20 protein-coding genes are annotated in these 17,826 nt (G+C 34.6%); 6 read left to right on the forward strand and 14 right to left on the reverse strand.

The window, feature by feature from the left end; genetic code table 11:
• The 4 genes from PMI13_RS21595 to PMI13_RS21700 form a co-directional block, all read right to left on the reverse strand.
• Positions 1 to 175: DUF1003 domain-containing protein (locus PMI13_RS21595; RefSeq protein ID WP_238536314.1), on the reverse strand; the 175-nt coding region annotated here is incomplete at its 3' end.
• Positions 176 to 446: 271 nt separating this feature from the next.
• Positions 447 to 872, reverse strand: coding sequence for a DUF1896 family protein (locus PMI13_RS13285; RefSeq protein WP_007844557.1), 426 nt, complete (start codon positions 870 to 872; stop codon positions 447 to 449).
• Between the two features lie 202 nt (positions 873 to 1,074).
• On the reverse strand, positions 1,075 to 2,421 hold the full coding sequence (locus PMI13_RS13290; protein ID WP_185096107.1) for a hypothetical protein: 1,347 nt from the start codon (positions 2,419 to 2,421) through the stop codon (positions 1,075 to 1,077).
• 124 nt (positions 2,422 to 2,545) lie between these two features.
• The gene (locus PMI13_RS21700) at positions 2,546 to 2,677 is read right to left on the reverse strand and encodes a hypothetical protein (RefSeq protein WP_007844566.1); all 132 of its coding nucleotides are present in this window, start codon (positions 2,675 to 2,677) and stop codon (positions 2,546 to 2,548) included.
• A gap of 160 nt (positions 2,678 to 2,837) precedes the next feature.
• Here PMI13_RS21700 and PMI13_RS13295 point away from each other — a divergent pair, with 160 nt between their 5' ends.
• The 3 genes from PMI13_RS13295 (at position 2,838) to PMI13_RS13310 (ending at position 4,326) form a co-directional block, all read left to right on the forward strand.
• Positions 2,838 to 3,398 (forward strand): helix-turn-helix domain-containing protein, encoded by a 561-nt coding sequence (locus PMI13_RS13295; protein ID WP_051957056.1) that lies wholly within the window; start codon positions 2,838 to 2,840, stop codon positions 3,396 to 3,398.
• Between the two features lie 106 nt (positions 3,399 to 3,504).
• On the forward strand, positions 3,505 to 3,726 hold the full coding sequence (locus PMI13_RS13300) for a hypothetical protein (protein ID WP_007844571.1): 222 nt from the start codon (positions 3,505 to 3,507) through the stop codon (positions 3,724 to 3,726).
• 342 nt (positions 3,727 to 4,068) lie between these two features.
• Positions 4,069 to 4,326 (forward strand): hypothetical protein, encoded by a 258-nt coding sequence (locus PMI13_RS13310; protein ID WP_007844575.1) that lies wholly within the window; start codon positions 4,069 to 4,071, stop codon positions 4,324 to 4,326.
• A 254-nt stretch (positions 4,327 to 4,580) separates the two neighbouring features.
• Here PMI13_RS13310 and PMI13_RS13315 read toward each other — a convergent pair whose 3' ends face one another.
• On the reverse strand, positions 4,581 to 5,282 hold the full coding sequence (locus PMI13_RS13315) for a DUF1003 domain-containing protein (RefSeq protein ID WP_007844577.1): 702 nt from the start codon (positions 5,280 to 5,282) through the stop codon (positions 4,581 to 4,583).
• Between the two features lie 173 nt (positions 5,283 to 5,455).
• Entirely contained in the window at positions 5,456 to 6,127 is a 672-nt protein-coding gene (locus tag PMI13_RS13320; RefSeq protein ID WP_007844579.1) for a BON domain-containing protein, read from the reverse strand.
• Positions 6,128 to 6,273: 146 nt separating this feature from the next.
• Here PMI13_RS13320 and PMI13_RS13325 point away from each other — a divergent pair, with 146 nt between their 5' ends.
• The gene (locus PMI13_RS13325; RefSeq protein ID WP_007844581.1) at positions 6,274 to 8,775 is read left to right on the forward strand and encodes a cation-translocating P-type ATPase; all 2,502 of its coding nucleotides are present in this window, start codon (positions 6,274 to 6,276) and stop codon (positions 8,773 to 8,775) included.
• A gap of 257 nt (positions 8,776 to 9,032) precedes the next feature.
• On the forward strand, positions 9,033 to 9,590 hold the full coding sequence (locus tag PMI13_RS13330) for an inorganic diphosphatase (RefSeq protein WP_007844583.1): 558 nt from the start codon (positions 9,033 to 9,035) through the stop codon (positions 9,588 to 9,590).
• Between the two features lie 20 nt (positions 9,591 to 9,610).
• On the opposite strand, the gene PMI13_RS13335 is transcribed toward PMI13_RS13330, so the two are convergent.
• The 5 genes from PMI13_RS13335 to PMI13_RS13355 form a co-directional block, all read right to left on the reverse strand.
• The gene (locus tag PMI13_RS13335) at positions 9,611 to 11,074 is read right to left on the reverse strand and encodes an SLC13 family permease (protein ID WP_007844584.1); all 1,464 of its coding nucleotides are present in this window, start codon (positions 11,072 to 11,074) and stop codon (positions 9,611 to 9,613) included.
• A gap of 46 nt (positions 11,075 to 11,120) precedes the next feature.
• Positions 11,121 to 12,179, reverse strand: a complete 1,059-nt coding sequence (locus PMI13_RS20690; protein WP_007844585.1) for an MlaD family protein — start codon at positions 12,177 to 12,179, stop codon at positions 11,121 to 11,123.
• 11 nt (positions 12,180 to 12,190) lie between these two features.
• Positions 12,191 to 12,970, reverse strand: coding sequence for an ABC transporter ATP-binding protein (locus PMI13_RS13345; protein ID WP_007844588.1), 780 nt, complete (start codon positions 12,968 to 12,970; stop codon positions 12,191 to 12,193).
• Entirely contained in the window at positions 12,970 to 13,734 is a 765-nt protein-coding gene (locus PMI13_RS13350; protein WP_007844594.1) for an MlaE family ABC transporter permease, read from the reverse strand. The genes PMI13_RS13345 and PMI13_RS13350 overlap by 1 nt, the downstream gene beginning before the upstream one ends.
• Positions 13,735 to 13,848: 114 nt before the next feature.
• Positions 13,849 to 14,511, reverse strand: coding sequence for a BON domain-containing protein (locus PMI13_RS13355; RefSeq protein WP_007844595.1), 663 nt, complete (start codon positions 14,509 to 14,511; stop codon positions 13,849 to 13,851).
• 168 nt (positions 14,512 to 14,679) lie between these two features.
• Here PMI13_RS13355 and PMI13_RS13360 point away from each other — a divergent pair, with 168 nt between their 5' ends.
• Entirely contained in the window at positions 14,680 to 15,612 is a 933-nt protein-coding gene (locus PMI13_RS13360) for a 1-phosphofructokinase family hexose kinase (protein WP_007844597.1), read from the forward strand.
• Between the two features lie 52 nt (positions 15,613 to 15,664).
• Here PMI13_RS13360 and PMI13_RS13365 read toward each other — a convergent pair whose 3' ends face one another.
• The 3 genes from PMI13_RS13365 to PMI13_RS13375 form a co-directional block, all read right to left on the reverse strand.
• Entirely contained in the window at positions 15,665 to 16,186 is a 522-nt protein-coding gene (locus PMI13_RS13365; RefSeq protein ID WP_316928703.1) for a Dps family protein, read from the reverse strand.
• A 4-nt stretch (positions 16,187 to 16,190) separates the two neighbouring features.
• Positions 16,191 to 16,952: an SDR family NAD(P)-dependent oxidoreductase gene (locus PMI13_RS13370; RefSeq protein WP_007844601.1), complete on the reverse strand. Its 762-nt coding sequence runs from the start codon at positions 16,950 to 16,952 to the stop codon at positions 16,191 to 16,193.
• Between the two features lie 163 nt (positions 16,953 to 17,115).
• Positions 17,116 to 17,781, reverse strand: coding sequence for a BON domain-containing protein (locus tag PMI13_RS13375; protein WP_007844602.1), 666 nt, complete (start codon positions 17,779 to 17,781; stop codon positions 17,116 to 17,118).
• Between the last annotated feature and the right edge of the window lie 45 nt (positions 17,782 to 17,826).

Raw genomic sequence — 17,826 nt, forward strand, 5'->3', positions numbered from 1 at the left:
AACTACAAATTTTGAGACAGAAAAAAGACTGCCCCTTTTGAGACAGCCTCTTTTTAACCAATAAATGGTCTATTTTTTCACTCGATAATCTAATTTCTAATTCGGCTTTTAAATTAATTTTGTAATTGTGTTCTCCTCTCAGCCTATCTTTTTGTTCCGGTCTGTTTTGGCTCATTATAGTAATGGGAGTTTGAATGGTGACCGGGGTTAAGATAAAGAATAAAATTAAGAAAAATAAAAGGAAAAGGGTCAAAGAATTTTGTTATATAGCTTTCACTGTGAATATATTTAGTAATGAATTATGAAGTAAATTTATCTTTCAATTTTCTAAAGTTGAATATTTTATAATCAATAGTATTACAAATTATTTTTTTATGTTGTATATATCATACTAATACAAGCATTCAGAATTGTTTTTATTTCCTTTGATAGATAAATTCTAATATTTAGAATTCATATTGGTTAATCCAACTAAGGATTGAAGCTGTTATTTCTATGCAAAGTTTATCAAAATCATAGGTATAGGCAAAATCATCACTAAGTTCATATTTATCAAATATAGGGGCGCATAATTTTAACATTTTCAGACTAAATGACTTTAGCTCATCATGTTTCATGAGATTTCCAAAGTTATTGTTGATAATATTTGAAACGGTCTCGAATTTTGAAAAATGAAATTTCTCAAAAAGGATGTGATCCGTATAATATTCACATTGCTCAATCGAACTTCCAGACCTTATAGCACCATCATATACAATTTTCGCCCATTGGGAACGCTGCTCTATTAATGCTGTGTTAGGAACTAATTCTGGAAAGCTATTACTCAATAAATTTTGTAATCGTTCCTTGTAATATGTTACATCCTTTTCCATAAAATTTGTGATTTATCCTTTTTCCATAAAATCTGTGATAATTGTATGTAGCATATAAGCTTAATATAATATCATTTCTATGTATTGTCAGTTCTGTAAAACATGTATAATCGTTCAGGTATTTTATGAATTCATATTTCAGGCTTCCATAGCCCAATAGTTTTGATTTGTAATAGGTAAAATTAATATGGAACCATCTAAATTATAAATTTTCTGAGGTTCTAAAATCTGTTGGAAATTCCATGCTAATTCTTGCCATAAGATAACTGACCGTAGATTCTGCTCCCTGATTAATATTCACGTTGTTTTTCTCAAGCCCATCATAGCAACCTCTGGTTACAGGATTGTAAATAATTTGGTTTAACTGGTTTTTTCCAAGAAACCAATTAAAGGAATTGTGCATCATCTGAAAATACTTTTCATTATCTAAAATCTTATAAAATGAAGCTAATGCAAGAATAGTATAAGCCACGTCAATAGGCTGTTCTCCACCATTCGATCTATTGTTTTCCTTGCTTTCTTTTTGTAACCAGCCTTGGTTAGAAATCACTTTTATAGTATCGTTGACAATTATTTTAGACAAGAGAAAAGCAAAAGACTGTTTCGCTATTTCCTTATATATTTCATTTTTAGTAGCAACCCAAGCAAATAATAAAGCTTCCGGCAATACGCTATTTCCGTAAGTCAGATAACTTTCGAACCACATCCAATTACCTTTAGCTTCATGTTGATACATTTTCACCAAACGATTCGCCAATTCTTTTAATAAAGGAATATTTTTTTCAGAATTCTGGTAATACAATCCTTTTATAATAAAAGCTATGGCTCTGGTGGAATATATTTTTTCAGCAAAAACCAAGTTTTTTTGAAGCATGGCTTCTGCGAGTTCATAAAATTCCTGTGGTAAAATTTCTCTTAATGAAATTAAATAACCCAAAGCCCATATCGCTCTTCCGTTAGAATCTTCAAGGTTGGTTTCGTAATTCTGTGGGGTAAATTGTTTTTCCTTATCCACATAATTTAGGAAACTGCCATCTTTTTGTTGACAAAATTTAATAAAATTTAAATAGATTGAAATTAATTGCAGATCAGATTTGTTTTTGGTGGCTTTGTAATGTTGGCAAATAGCGATCATTGCACGTGCATTATCATCCAGGGTATAGCCGGAATCAATATCTGGTTCACTGATCTTGGAAAATTGTATCATTCCAAAATCTGTAGTTATATTTTGGATATGATCAAGATTGAATTTAGGTAAGGTATATTTGAGTTTTGCATTGCTGTTTCTGAATTTATGAAATAATAAAGCATGTAAAATAGACGAATTTTCCCAAGCGGTCGGAGCCATTTTTTGCAAAGATTTTATGCGTAATTTTTCACGACTATTTTCATTTTTCAGTAAAGTATTAACAGCAAAAGTCAATTGTTTTGGGGCTTCAAAATCAATGAGTATTCCTGTTTCCTCTTTTAAAACTTCTAAAGCATGTGGAATAGGAGTAGAAACAATGGAACACCCGCAATCCGATGCTTGAAAAATTACCTTTGGCAACGGCGCGGTAAAACAAATGTATTTTTCCGTTTTCCTGAATAACAGCTGGGTTTAGAACTCCTTCGCTCTCAAAGCTTAAGTCGGTTTTCCTGAGGATGATTCCTTCTTTTTTTATTTCTATCATTTAGGTAGCAGCATTGCGACTTTCATTTTCTTTGTTTCTTTTTTTATCTTGTTTGTCTTGTCGTTTCTCTTTTGCTGATTTTGAAGGAGGCGTTTTATCCGATTTTTTCTTTGTTTCCTTTCCTTTTAACATATATTTTTATTTTATGTAAAGATCATTGATTAGAAAGGGAAAACTTTGCAATAGTCTGTTCATTTATTACATAAATCATAGATATTAAATTTTAAAGGATTAACTTTGAATAGAGTAGCTGTTGGCATATTGATTAACAGACTGAAATACAGGAAATCTTATGAAACTGTATATAAAATATATGGTGAGCCTGCGTTGTAAAATGGTTGTTCATCAGGAGCTGGAAAAACTAGGTATTAAAAATGCTGTGGTAGATCTTGGTTTGGTAGAAATATTGGATGATATTAGTGTTAAACAAAGGCTTATGCTGAAAGAAAATCTTCTGAAGACAGGGCTTGAACTATTGGATGACAAAAAAAGTATTTTGATTGAAAAAATAAAGAATACTGTCACAGAAATGATTCATCATTCAGAATCTCTTCCAAAAGAAAATTTCTCAGACTATATCAGTAAAAAACTTGGTTATGATTACACCTATCTAGCCAATACATTTTCTGAGGTAAAGGGAATAACTCTTCAGCATTTTATCATAATCAATAAAATTGAAAAGGTAAAAGAGCTGCTTTTGTATGATGAGCTTAATCTTACTGAAATTTCCTATAAACTCAATTACAGTAGTGCTGCTCATCTTTCCAATCAATTCAAAAAAATAACAGGGCTTTCGCCATCATTTTATAAGCAACTCAAACATAAACGTCTTAAAAATCTGGAAGATATTTAACCGGAAAGATGTGATATATGTAAAATTATTTGTAAAAAGTATAGGCCAGATCTTATAATAAATATTCAACTTTGGAGAGTAATAATTCTGTTACATATAATCTTGAATGATGAATACCAATCCTACTAAAAGTACGAAAGCTTTTAAAATAAAAGGAGATTGGAAGCAACAATCTCACCAGTTGAAAGAACAGTTCTCTCTGCTTAAAGATTCGGACTTGATGTTTGATATAGGAAAAGAGAATAAATTACTGGAAAGGATAGGAAATAAATTAAGCAAAAACCGTGAAGAAGTTATTAAAATTCTTAATGACACTCAGCTTTTATAATGAGCGTACTAAAACCCGAGAAACAATATTTATTTTTTAAGGGATTTTAATCGAAAAAGGGCAGGTGCTTTTAAGCTTCTGTTCTTTTTATTTGAATATATCATTACTTCCAAAATAAAAAGAGATGAGATCAGCTGAAACTTTCCAGAATCTTACAAGAAAAATTTTTAAGGTGACAACTAAAATACAGTCTTCATATCCCGAATTATATTTCCTGCTAAATGAAACTCCATTATTTATGTCATCTAATGAGGCGAATATTACAATACAAGATCTCAAGCAATATCTTACTACGATAAGAATGCAACTTATTACGTTTGAGAAAGATAAAAAAATGAAATTATGAAAACTATAACTTTATATAGATTTAAGGATTTGGTAACCCAGAAAATTCCCTTTTTGGAGGGAAAATCTATGCTCAATTCTTCTGAAATTGATATTTTAGATACGGAAAAAGTTATTGAATATATGATTGAAGTATCTGATGATTTTGATTTTGAAAACTATGACACTACTGAACTCATAGCATTATGCAATACTTCGAACAAATTTGTTGAACATCATTTTGTTACACGCTTGAATGATTATGATGTTATATAGCCTTTACAGATTATGCCTAGTCGAGCCAGTTAGTCTTACAAGAGATGCAATTTTTACCGCTGTGATGATCATCCTTACGGGAATTGTTTAGATTTGTATTGTCGTGGAGTGAATTCGTTTTAAGAAACCGTTCTTTACTCTTGAGGGGAGGACCATAATAACCCTTATCGTTATTGCTGCCTTAAAAAAAACAATTATTGGAAATTTGTTTTTAATAATTGTGCAAAAAATAACGTAATACATATAAACTGTGTTTAACTTTTTCTTTTTATTTCCTTCATCAGATCCTCCAGATAATCCAGATAATCAGTTTGTATATCTTGTATTTCCAACAGTTTTTTGTTTTGATTTACCAATAGATGGTCTATTTTTTCACTTAGCAATTTAATTTCTAATTCAGCTTTTAAATTGATTTTGTAGTCATGTTCTCCTCTTAGTCTGTCCTTTTGTTCCTGTCTGTTTTGGCTCATCATAATAATGGGAGCCTGAATGGCTGCTAAACAGGAAAGAATGAGATTGAGTAAAATAAACTGAAACGGATCAAATGAATTGGTTAATAACCAAACATTAATCATCATCCATAGTAATATAAATGAAAAAAATACAATAATAAATGCCCAGCTGCCTCCAAATAATGCCACTTTATCTGCAATTTTTTCTCCAATAGTTAATTCTGATTCAATTTCGGCTTGTATATTTTCTGACAGAATGGAGTTATTTTTAATGGCATCCATCACATCCAAGTCTATGATGGCTAGTTCACCTTTTTCCTGTGATATTAAAGAAGTCAGATATAGTCGTCTGTATTTATTAAGTTCAATTAAAGAAATATAATGATCTTTTGAAAAGCCGGGGAAATCCATTCTTAATAAATTAAAAATACCATCTCTAATGTCCTGCCCTTGTATTTCTTCACCTTTCCCGATCTTCTTTTTGCTGATATAGCTTGTTTCCATTGTTGATCTTTCAAAATTTAAAATTAGTTTTATTTAAAGTATATTTCAGGATGTTCTCTTTGTTTACCATTTGTTTTTTCTGTCAATACTTTGCTCTCTGTTAAAAGTAGTTTTCATGGCAATTTTTCAATGTTCCGGTATACCGATTGAATTGAAGCTTACATTTCAGATAGTCAACTATTTTTTGAATATTCATAATCTACAAATAGCCAGTTTTCTACATGCTGTATTCCCGGAGTTTTCCATGCAATACGGTCGGCTTCTTCTTTTTGATGCCATGAATTTACTGTTCCTGTTAACGTCACTGTAGTACCGGATACCTTTATATGAATATCGCTATTGTAAACCAACCAATTCATTTTCATGGCATTTTCAATGTCTTTTTGTTTGATAACATCTATTATTTCTGATTGGATTTTAATATTATTGATGATCGCTTTTATACCTGGAAGATAATGGATTGCATTTTTAATAATTTCTCTCTGATAGTCCCACTGCACTTCACCCTCTAAAGTTACCTGCCCATTTTCAACAATTACTTTGATCATATTCTCCGGAATAAATACATTGGATTTAAAGGCTTCTAAAATTTCATGGGCAATTTCATTATCGGTTTTTGATAAGGAGTCTGGAGATTTCACGATGATATTTTCTATTAAGATTTTTACTCCAACAACTTTTTTTGCAGCATTTTCCGCTTCTATTTTTTTTGCATAATGATCAACTTCTCCTGTAAGGGAAACCACACCGTCTTTTGCTGTAACTCCTATTTCTGCTGAGTGTAATAATGGTTCCCATTGAATGGCATCCTGAACATTCTTTTGTAATTCTGCATTTGTTTTCATTACATCTTAATTTATCATTCAAAATTCCAGAAACTTTCCAGCATATACCATGATCAGTATCACGCTGAAACCTGATACTGGTCAGGCATGGAAATTCAATTTGTATATAAATAATTGCTTATTTTTAGATAACCTATTTATTTGATATGTCTTACAACTTACCTGAAGGTCTTAGAGGTCTTACAAACGATGAAGTGGAAGCTTTCAGACTGAAATATGGATATAATCGCTTGGAGGATATCCGTAAGAATACATGGTTTGATTTGCTGATTGACATTTTAAAAGAACCCATGCTGATTTTGCTGATCATTATTTCAATTATTTATGTGATTGTAGGAGACTATGGTGAAGCAGCTTTCATGTTTGTGGCAATTGTGGCGGTGACTGCAATATCCTTTTATCAGGATAACCGTAGTAAAAAAGCTTTGGAAGAACTTGAAAAACTCAACGAACCTTTAAGTACAGTTATCAGAAATTCAGAGGCAGTAGAAATTCCGACACACGAAATTGTCGTAGGTGATTTATGCATTACCGAGGAAGGACGGATTATTAATGCTGATGGAGTAATTGTACACAGCAATGATTTTTCCGTTAATGAATCCTCGCTTACCGGTGAAAGTTTTTCAGTTTTTAAAGATAACAAATCAGAGGATAATCTTGTTTATAGCGGAACTGTGACGGTTTCTGGGTTGGCTGTTTTTAAGATACAAAAAATAGGCAAAGAAACACGTGTCGGTAAAATTGGAGAATCAATACTGAATATAAAAGAAGAAATTTCGCCATTGCAGATCCAGATTCGGAAGTTTGTAAAATGGATGGCAGTTATCGGTATTGTTATTTTTTTGATGGTCTGCATCTTCAGTTATATCAAAACCGGAGACCTGGTAACAAGCCTGCTTAGTGGATTAACACTGGCAATGTCAGTATTGCCTGAAGAAATTCCTGTGGCATTTACAACGTTTATGGCTTTGGGTGCGTGGAAACTGATGCGTCAGGGAATTATTATTAAGCGGAGCAGTATTGTAGAAACCCTGGGAAGTACCACGGTTATCTGTACTGATAAAACAGGTACCATTACTGAGAATTCGATGAAGCTTCAACATTTGTATGATTACCTTTCCGACAGGATTTATGAAGAAAAGGAATTTAAAAATGATGATTTAAGTGAACTGATTAATTATGCAATGTGGAGCAGTGAGCCAGTCCCTTTTGACCCTATGGAAATCACTCTGCACAAAACATTTGAGGAGACTCAAAAGAATGATGTCAGAAAAGAGTATCAAATGTTTCACGAATATCCGCTTGAAGGGAAACCCCCAATGATGACTCATCTTTTTGAAAATACCAATAAAGACAGAATCATTGCAGCGAAAGGAGCTCCGGAAGCCATTCTGACTGTTTCCAGACTTTCAGAGACCGAAAAAAATAAGATAAGAGATATTGCAAAAACATTTGGACAGCAAGGTTATCGTGTATTGGGAGTTGCGAAGTCCCATTTTGAAGGAAACAGTTTTCCAAAAAAACAGCAGGATTTTAATTTTGAATTTTTAGGGCTGACTGTTTTTTATGACCCTCCTAAAAAAGGAATAAAAGAGGTATTTCAAAGTATTTATGATGCCGGGATTAAGGTAAAAGTCATTACCGGTGATAATGCAGATACAACGAATGCGATCGCGCTTCAGGCAGGAATTAAAAATGAGGCTCCTGCAATCAATGGCAGTGATATTATAGGTCGTTCTGAAAAAGAGCTGATGCAGATCTCGGAGAATACGGTTTTGTTTACCAGAATGTTTCCTGATGCCAAGCTTGCGGTAGTAAATGCCTTGAAAGAGAAGGGGGAAGTAGTAGCGATGCTTGGAGATGGTGTAAACGACGGTCCCGCGCTAAAAGCTGCCCATATTGGTGTGGCAATGGGAAATAAAGGAACCGAAATTGCCAAATCAGCTGCCGCACTGGTCATTACGAATGATGATTTAGAAAAATTGATTGTTGGAATTGCCGCAGGAAGAAGAATTTATACCAATATTAAAAAGGCGATTCAGTATATTATTTCCATTCATATTCCTATTATTCTGACGGTTTCTTTACCTCTGTTTTTGGGCTGGGTATTTCCTCATATATTTACTCCGGTTCACGTTATTTTCCTTGAATTAGTAATGGGGCCGACTTGCTCTATTGTTTATGAAAATGAACCTATGGAAAAAAACACAATGAAACAGCCTCCAAGAGCTATGGGAGATACTTTTTTAAGTTTAAATGAACTGGGAATCAGTATTGTTCAGGGCGTGGTAATCACTCTCGGAGTTTTGCTTGCCTATCAGTTTGCTGTTCAAAACTGTGGTAGCGAAGAAAAGACAAGGGCAATGGTATTCAGTACCTTAATCTTTGCCAATATATTACTGAGCTTTGTCAACCGGTCATTCTTTTATAGTGTGTTGGAAAGTTTCAGAAACCGTAATCCTTTACTCATCGGTATTTCCGCTTTGGTACTGATAATGCTTTTAGTTATATTATATGTAAAGCCAATTTCTCTATTTTTTAAAGTAACAGCGCTCAATATAAACGAATTGGGGATGACTGTTTTCATTGCAGCCGTTTCTGTTTTATGGTTTGAGATCTATAAATATGTGAGAAGAAAGAAAAAATGAAACCTTGATAAGCAAGTACGGTAATAATTACCTTAAAAAAGGACTGGCTTTAAACCTGTGTTTTCATTTGGCAATATCATTTTTTTTAGTGATTGATATCATTTCTTGGAATGAATAATTTAATGAATTTTACACAAGCAAATTAATAACCGTGAAGATTAGCGCAGAATGCAGTTTGTTTGACAGAATCTCACAAGAAGAAGGGTGCTCATTCAAGAGTGCTCTTCTTTTAGCTAAAAAATCAATACAATAAGACAATGATAGGAAACCAACACCCATGGCATGACGTTTCACCAGGAGATAACCTGCCACAAATAGTTACAGCTGTTATTGAAATACCTAGTGGCAGCCATACAAAATACGAAATCGACAAACTATCAGGACTGATAAGACTGGATAGGATTCTTTTATCTTCTATGTATTATCCTGCCAATTATGGGATCATCCCCAAGACATATTACAGTGACGGAGATCCGTTGGATATTCTGGTGCTATGTTCGGAAAGTCTCGTTCCGCTTACCCTGGTTAATGCAAGGGTGATAGGAATAATGGAAATGACGGACGAAGAAAAAAAAGATCATAAAATAATAGCTGTGGCTGAAAATGATTCCTCTTTGGCAGATGTTCATGATATTGAAGACCTGTCGGTTTACACGGTTAATGGGATTCAGAATTTTTTTGAAGAATATAAAAAATTGGAAGGAAAAACTGTGCAGGTATTTGGTTTTAAAAATAAGGAAGAAGCTTATGCTTGTATTGAAGAAAGTTTGATGATATATGCCAAAGAAATCAAGCCTAAAATAAAAGAGGATTAATATAATAAGATCCTTTGATTTTATAATTTCATACCCGGCATCATGGGGATAAAGAACCAACATACCAACGAAATGATGATGATACAAATGATATTAAGTACAAATCCTGTTTTCATCATCGTCTGAATTTTTATATTTCCTCTGGCAAAAATTATTGCATTTGGAGGAGTTCCCATAGGAAGCATAGATGAGCAACTTGCACTTAGTGTCATTGGGATTCCTAGTAGAAGAGGATCAATGTGTAAAGATATGGCTAGAGTAGTCACCACGGGTGAAAGAATCATTATTAAAGCCAGATTGCTGATCACTTCACTTAAAAAAATAGAGATGGCAGATATTGTCAGTATAATTAAAAGAAGATTATCTGTAGTAATGTAGGCCAGGCCGCTGGCCAACTCATTGGCTAACTGTGATACCTCAAGAGCATTGGCTAATGCAATTCCTCCTCCAAATAGCAGTAGTATATCCCAGGCCATTTTCTGAGTATCGCGCCAAACCAGTAATCTTTCAGGTTTCCTGTTTTTCTTGTTTCCGGATGGCATTAAAAATAAAAGAACAGCACTCAATAGGGCAATAACCGTGTCGTCCAGTTTAAAAAAAGTTTGCCAATTATTTAACAGGTCTTTTGAAATCCATAATAAAATGGTAAAAATGAAAATCAGCAGGACTCGTACTTCGGGCCTGCTAATTGCTCCCAACTGAAGTTGGGATTTTTTTATTGTGTCTGAAGCTTCATCATTGTGTTGAATATTATTAGGGTACATTATTTTTACCACTACTCCGTAAAGCATTAATAATAAAACTAAAGTCAGCGGCAAAAACAGCACCATCCAGTCAGAAAAGCCGATGGTATAATTGAACCTGTCTTTAATATACCCCACATAAGCAACATTGGGAGGGGTAGCAATGACAGTACCCAGAGCAAAGTTGGAAGCGTAAGCAATAGAAAGCAAGAGTGCTAAAGAAAAGTTTTGTGTATTTTTTTCATTTTTATTGTGATTATTAACGACGTGGATGACCGATACAGCCAAAGGATACATCATCATGGTCGTCGCGGTATTACTGAGCCATAAACTGAGGAAGCCTGTTGCCATAATAAAACCAAGGATGATACGATTTCCATTGGTTCCTGTGATTCTTATAATTCCCAGAGCTATTCTTTTGTGAAGATTCCATTTTTCGACGGCTATTGCAATGAAAAAACCTCCCATGAATAAAAAAACGATTGGATCTGCATAACTTTGTGCGACACCTTTTATGGAAGAAATACCAAAAGCGGGAAATAATACAATAGGTATTAAGGAGGTAACAGCCATAGGCACTGCTTCAAATATCCACCAGAAAATCATAAGTATAGCAACAGACAGGACCTGATTGGGATGGTGGGATAATGTAAAAGGATTGGTTATAAAGCTCAACAAACTTAGTAAAAGCCCTATGACCAGACCGATTTTTTTTCTGTGGATCCTATAGTAGGTTGGCATGGCGGTAAGAATAGATGAATCAGAGTTTTGAATTAATTAACAACAATTATCTTTTTTGCTTTTCAGTTTCTTTTTTCTTTTTATTAAAATAACCTCTCAGTAAAAAATTATTCTTAGCAGCAGCTTCTATTTCTCTTAATTCGCCGACACCTTTTTCAATATTAATGATAGTAGAGTCTACAGACTTCCCAAGTTTACGATTGTTAGTAAGCTTTGATAGGACATTCTCATCATTATTTATTTTCGACGTAAATTGAATAAGATCATCAGAGCTTTTTTCAAGATTGCGGAGTGTCTTTTCTATTGAAATAGCTAAAGAATCATTGGAAGATAATTGAGAAAATACATTGTTTTTATCATTTAGCTTTTTTGTGAACATACTAATTTCTTGGGAGCTGTTCCGCAGATTAGAAATACTGCTTTCAATATGATCTGCCCATTTCTTATCGGTAAATATTTTTGCTATAGTTCCGTTTTTATTATTCAGTATTGGGGTGAATTTTGCTAGTTCCTGAGAGCTTATCTGTAAATTTTTTATGGTTTTGTCAATGCTCGATGCAAAATCCTTATCGGTCATTATTTTTGTCAACAAGCTATTCTTATTATTCATTTTACTACTGAATTTAACCAGCTCATCAGTAATTGTTTTGGCGTTGTCTGTACTTTGTTTTATGCTTGAGAACAGATCATCTATTTCAATTGTTTTATAAGAAGCAATCACGTCATTATCCTTCACTATGGTAGTGGAGGTGGTGCCGGGCGAAATAATAAGAATTTTATCACCCATTAATCCGTCTGATGCTATACTGGCAACGGCGTCAGTTTTTATATATTTCTGAACATCCTTTCTGATTACTAACTTTACCAGAACCAATGAATCTGAAATAAAATCTATTTTATTAACCGTTCCTATGTTAATACCCGAAAGACGGACATTACTTCCCTGCTTTAATCCGCTGACATTCTTAAATTCTGAACGCAGAGCGAAATTAGAGCCAAACAAATTTCTGTTGACACCAATAAAGTAGATAGCTGTTATGAAAAGAAAGATGCCTGCTGTGACAAAAATTCCCAATTTCCAGTTGTTTGATGACTCGTTGCTCATGGCTGCTTTATTTATTTTTCAAAAAATGATTTTACCCAATCATCGGCGTTATTTTCTATTTCTTTATAGCTGCCTTCAGCTTTAATGATACCATCCTTGAGTACGATGATTCTATCACCGGTATATTTTGCACAGGTTAAATCGTGTGTTATAATAATGGATGAGGTATTGTATTTTAGTTTGATATTTCGAATGAGCTCGATAATTTCACGGGCTGTGATCGTATCTAAACCCCCGGTCGGTTCATCATAAATAATAATTTCCGGTTTAATGATTAATGCTCTTGCCAGCCCGATTCTTTTTCTCATTCCTCCGGACAGCTCTGCCGGCAACTGATCAATAGCTTCTTCCAACCCTACGTTTTGTAATGCTTCTTTAACAGCAGATTCCATTTCATGTGCAGTAAGATTCTTATGATTGTGCTGTAATGTGAAAATCAAATTCTCACGGACGGTCATAGAATCATATAAAGCTCCGTTTTGAAACAGGAAACCAATTTTCATCCGGATCCGGTTGAGTTCTTCCTCATTCAATTTTGTTATATCCTTTCCTGATATAAATATTTCCCCTTTATCCACTTTGGTAAGACCGACAAGGCATTTAACAGCAACGGACTTACCCGAGCCTGACTTTCCTAATATGACCAGATTTTCTCCTCTTTTAACGGTAAAGCTGATGCCGTTCAAGACCTTATTACTGCCATAAGATTTGTAAACATTTTTAAATTCTATCAGTGATGTGCCGGTTGCTGGCTGGTCATATCCGACAGGTAAATTTTTAGTATTTTCCATTACAATTCAAAAAATAGGTCAGTTACCTGTACTGCTATCAAATCAATGATAAAGATCATCAATGAAGCAATGACTACAGCTGAATTTGCAGCTTTTCCCACGCTTTTTGTTCCCCCTGAAGCATTAAATCCTTCATAACAGCCAATAATCCCGATAAAAAAACCGAAAAAAAAGGTTTTGATGATCGCTGGTAAAATATCTGCATATTCCAGAGATTCAAATATGTTTGAAAAATAATGTTCCACATTGCTTTCGCTGTGCATATTGATCCCGATAAAACCGCCCATGATTCCGATCAGATCAGCATATAGGACTAAAATAGGGATCATTAATGTGGTAGCCAATGTTCTGGTTACTACGAGATACCGATAGGGATTAATCGCTGAAACTTCCATGGCATCAATTTGTTCCGTTACTTTCATAGAGCCTAATTCTGCTCCAATTCCTGATGAAACTCTTCCCGCACAAATCAAAGCGGTAATGACCGGGGCAATCTCTCTTATTAATGACAGCGAAACCATACCGGGTATCATAGACTCGGCTCCGAACCTTGCCATAGCGGGACGTGACTGTATGGTGAGTACCAGTCCCATGATGAAACCTGTTATGGTCACTAATGCTAATGACTGATAACCCACAACAAAACACTGTCGGATAAACTCTTTCCACTCAAAGCCCGGTTTGAAAATTTCTTTAAAAAAGCGGCTGGAGAATGAAGCTATATTGCCTACAATACTGAGATTTTTTTTAAAATAGGTTTCCACGATGTTGCGTTTATATGTTCATATAGTTAGATTGTCCATTATTGATCTTTACAGAAATACTTTCAGCCGATAGACACAATGTACAATCCGGAACGTTTAAGAATTAGTAATGAATTAAAGATCATACTCATAATCCACTGTTAACTCATTTTTTACATCTTGTATACCAGGTGTTTTCCAGACGATGCGTCCTGCTTCTTCTTTTTGATGCCAAGTGTGTACATTCCCTGTTAATGTGACTGTTGTGCCGGATACGGATACGTTGATCTCACTATTATCAATTGAACTTCTGTCAAGAGCCTTCTCAATATCACTTTTTTCAACGGGGTTCCGGATTTCCGGGTTAATGATAATGTTATTATAAATACCTTTAACGCCGGGAAGGTATTTTACGGCATTTTCTGTAATATCTCTTATGTACTCCCAATACACTTCACCATCAAGATCTACCCAGCCGTCTTCTACTTTTGCTGTTATTTTTTCCTGTGGGATAAATGAGTTTGCATTAAATGCAGCTATAATTTCACTGGCAATTTCGACATCAGTTTTTGACTTAGGATCTGGTAATTTTACTTCGATATCTTCTACCAAAACCCTTACTCCCAAAACATTTTTTGCGGCATGCTCAGCCTGCAGTTTTTTTGCATAACTGTCCACATTACCTGTAAGAGAAACAATTCCGTTATTTACTATAACACCAATTTCTGCTGAATGGAGCAAAGGCTCCCATAGAATGGCATCCTGAACGTCTTTTTGTAATTCTGCATTTGTTTTCATTTTTGATATAATTTTGTACTTCAAAGTTCCAGAAACGTCGCAGAATATAACATGACCAACATCACAGTGAATCATGATGCTAATCAAAATAAATGTTTGGCAGTCTGTATTTTATTATTGAAATTTGGATAAATATGGATGTGTATAGTGTTAAAAAAATTAATAAACATGGACAAGACTATTTTAACAATAACTTTGAACCCGTCGGTAGACAAGAGCAGCAGTGTTCTAAGCATCATACCTGAAAAGAAATTGCGTTGTAATTTCCCTAAATATGAGGCAGGAGGAGGTGGAGTCAATGTATCCAGAGCATTAAAAAGATTGGGAATCTCATCAGATACTTTTTTTACTTCCGGCGGAAGAACGGGCAGATTGCTGGAAGAGTTACTTCAAGCTGAACAACTGGATCTAGTACCTTTCCATATTGCTGCGGAAACCCGGGAAAATTTTACTGTTTTAGATACCTCTAACAACAAGCAATACAGGTTTGGATTCCCTGGAGAACTTTTAACACAAGACGAGCAAAACAAAATTTTAAATAGTGTTAAGGTAACGAATCCGTTTCCTGATTTTGTAGTAATCAGCGGCAGTTTACCGGCAGAAACCGATCCGGATTTTATGAAACAGCTTGTTAATACGTGTAAGTCAAAAGGAAGTAAGGTAATTATTGATACATCAGGAGAAGCTCTGAAAACAGCGGTAGAAGAGGGGGTGTATTTATTAAAACCGAATATTGGGGAACTTGCCTTTTTAGTGGGAAAAGACAAGCTGGAAGAAGATGATGTAGACCGAGCCGCCCAACTTATCATTTCGCAGGGTAAAGCCGAGGTTGTAGTAGTTTCATTGGGCTCTCAGGGAGCTGTTTTATTTTCAGCAGGTGAAAAAATCAGGATTGAGGCACCGCCTGTAGAGGTGAAAAGCACTGTGGGTGCCGGAGACAGCATGGTTGCGGGAATGATTTCTGTTTTGGTGAAAGGGGGAAATTACAAAGAAGTCCTTTCCATGGGAATCGCTTGTGGATCTGCCACTACAATGGCCGAAGGAACAGGACTTTTTACATGGGAAAATGCAAAGCACTTATTTGATGAAATTTGGAAATAACTCTTAACTAAGAATGATATATTAGAGTTGGCTCCAATTTTTGTCTTCTAATTTATTCTATGATATATGAACGTAAAGGCCAAGCCATTTTCTGATGTATTTCTAAGAGACGCGTTATAAAATGACTTGTTGCTACGTCGTGTAAATCATCCTTACAGTTCATGGTATATTCACAAAGTCTAAGAATAAGACTTTCATGATCTTGTAACAATTCTGCAATAAAAGCCTGGCTGTTATGTCTCTCCCCATTTTGTTCTGTAAAATGTGTTGAACTTACGTACGATTGTAGAGTTGCCGGTACATACTGACCAAGAGAACGTATTCTTTCTGCAATACTGTTGATGATATTATCCAATTGTTTGCATTGAGTATCAAAAAAAGTACGTTTGTCATGATAGTCGGCTCCTTCCACATTCCAGTGGGCATTTTTTGTTTTTATATACAAAACGTTTTCATCTGCCAATATTTTTATGAGCCGATCCGCAATTGCCTGCCGATGATTGTCTGCTATTCCTATTTGTATTTTCATTTTAATTGGTTTTATTGTTTTTTTTAGTATCCCGGAGAAATGCATATTACTATTTTGCAGACATACCCCCGTCAATTATTTGAGTTGTTCCTGTAATGAATTGGCTGTCGTCACTGGCAAGAAATAAAACCAGTTTTGCTATTTCAACAGGTTCAGCATAACGTCCTAATGGTATTGCCGCCTCAAATTGCTTCTTAACCTCTTCAGCGTGTCCTGCAGAAGAGCTTTCTTCTATAGAACGCATCATTCTGTTATTTACAGGAGATGGGTGAACCGTATTCACTCTGATTTTTCGCGAAGCTGCTTCAAGAGCCGTAGTTCTCATAATGCCAACAACAGCATGTTTACTGGTGACATAGGCGCTTAGCCCTGGAAATCCCAATATACCGGCAACAGATGAAGTCATAATGATGCTTCCGCCATCGTTCATTTGAGGCAAAACATATTTATTTCCCAGCCATACCCCTTTTACATTGACGGATATAATTGTATCAAAAACGTCTTCAGGATAATTTTCAATTGGCTTCACAACTCCTTCAATACCGGCATTGTTGAAAAATACATCTATTTTTCCAAATAGTTTTATGGTCTCCGCAACATAGTGTTCAACATCAGCAGCTTTTGAAACATCAGCAACTGCATATCTTATATGTTCGCTATTTAATTCGTAGGCAGCATCTTGTAATTCTTTTTCAGAGAGGTCGACGAGCATTACTTTTGCTCCCTCTTCTAAAAATAGTTTAGCTGTAATTTTGCCAATGCTTCCGGAGCCGCCTGTTATAATGGCTACTTTATTTTCTAAATTTTTCATAATTTCAGATTTGTTGATTGAATTTATATTTAACTATTTTTCTTAATAATCTAGTTAATGGTATTATAGTGATGAAAAAGAATTAAAAATTGATCCCTATGTAAATGATATAAAACCTGTGGAAAACTATATGATCTTCCACAGGTCAGAGGTTAATCAAAGATTAATAAAAATCATATTCATAATTAACTTCCAGTTCATTCTTTACATTCCAAATGCCGGGGGTTTTCCAGGCAATGCGTCCTGCTTCTTCTTTTTGATACAAAGAATTTGCGGTTCCTTTTAAAGTTACCGTAGTTCCTAACACAGATACTTTAATATCATTATCGTAAATTGAGCTTCTCTTGAGTGCATTTTCAATATCTTTTTTTTGTATGGTATCATCCAATTCTGATTTGATTTTGATTTTGTTCAGTACACCCTTTACACCAGAAAGGTATTTTACTGCTCTTTCTGCTGCTTCTCTCTGATAGTTCCATGGTAACTGACCTTCCAAAGTAACCCATCCATCTTCAACTTTTATCTTGATATTGTTATCAGGAATAGTATAGTTTGATTTAAAAGTATTTAATACTTCTGTTGCAACTTCGGCATCTGTTTTTTTCCAAGAGCTAGGAAATTTAACTTCAATATCCTCGACTAAAGCTTTTACTCCAGCAACTTTTTTGGCTGCTTTTTCTGCCTCTGCTTTTTTTGCATAACTGTCAACTACGCCTGTAAGAGAAACCACACCATCTTTTACGGTGACACCAATCTCTGCTGCGTGTAATAAAGGTTCCCATGCAATGGCATCCTGAACCTCTCTCTGTAATTTTGTATTTGTTTTCATTTTAATTTTTTTTGGTTAATAAAAATGTTAAGATTGTTAATTGAA

This window comes from Chryseobacterium populi, from assembly GCF_000282115.1.
GTDB classification, from domain to species: domain Bacteria; phylum Bacteroidota; class Bacteroidia; order Flavobacteriales; family Weeksellaceae; genus Chryseobacterium; species Chryseobacterium populi.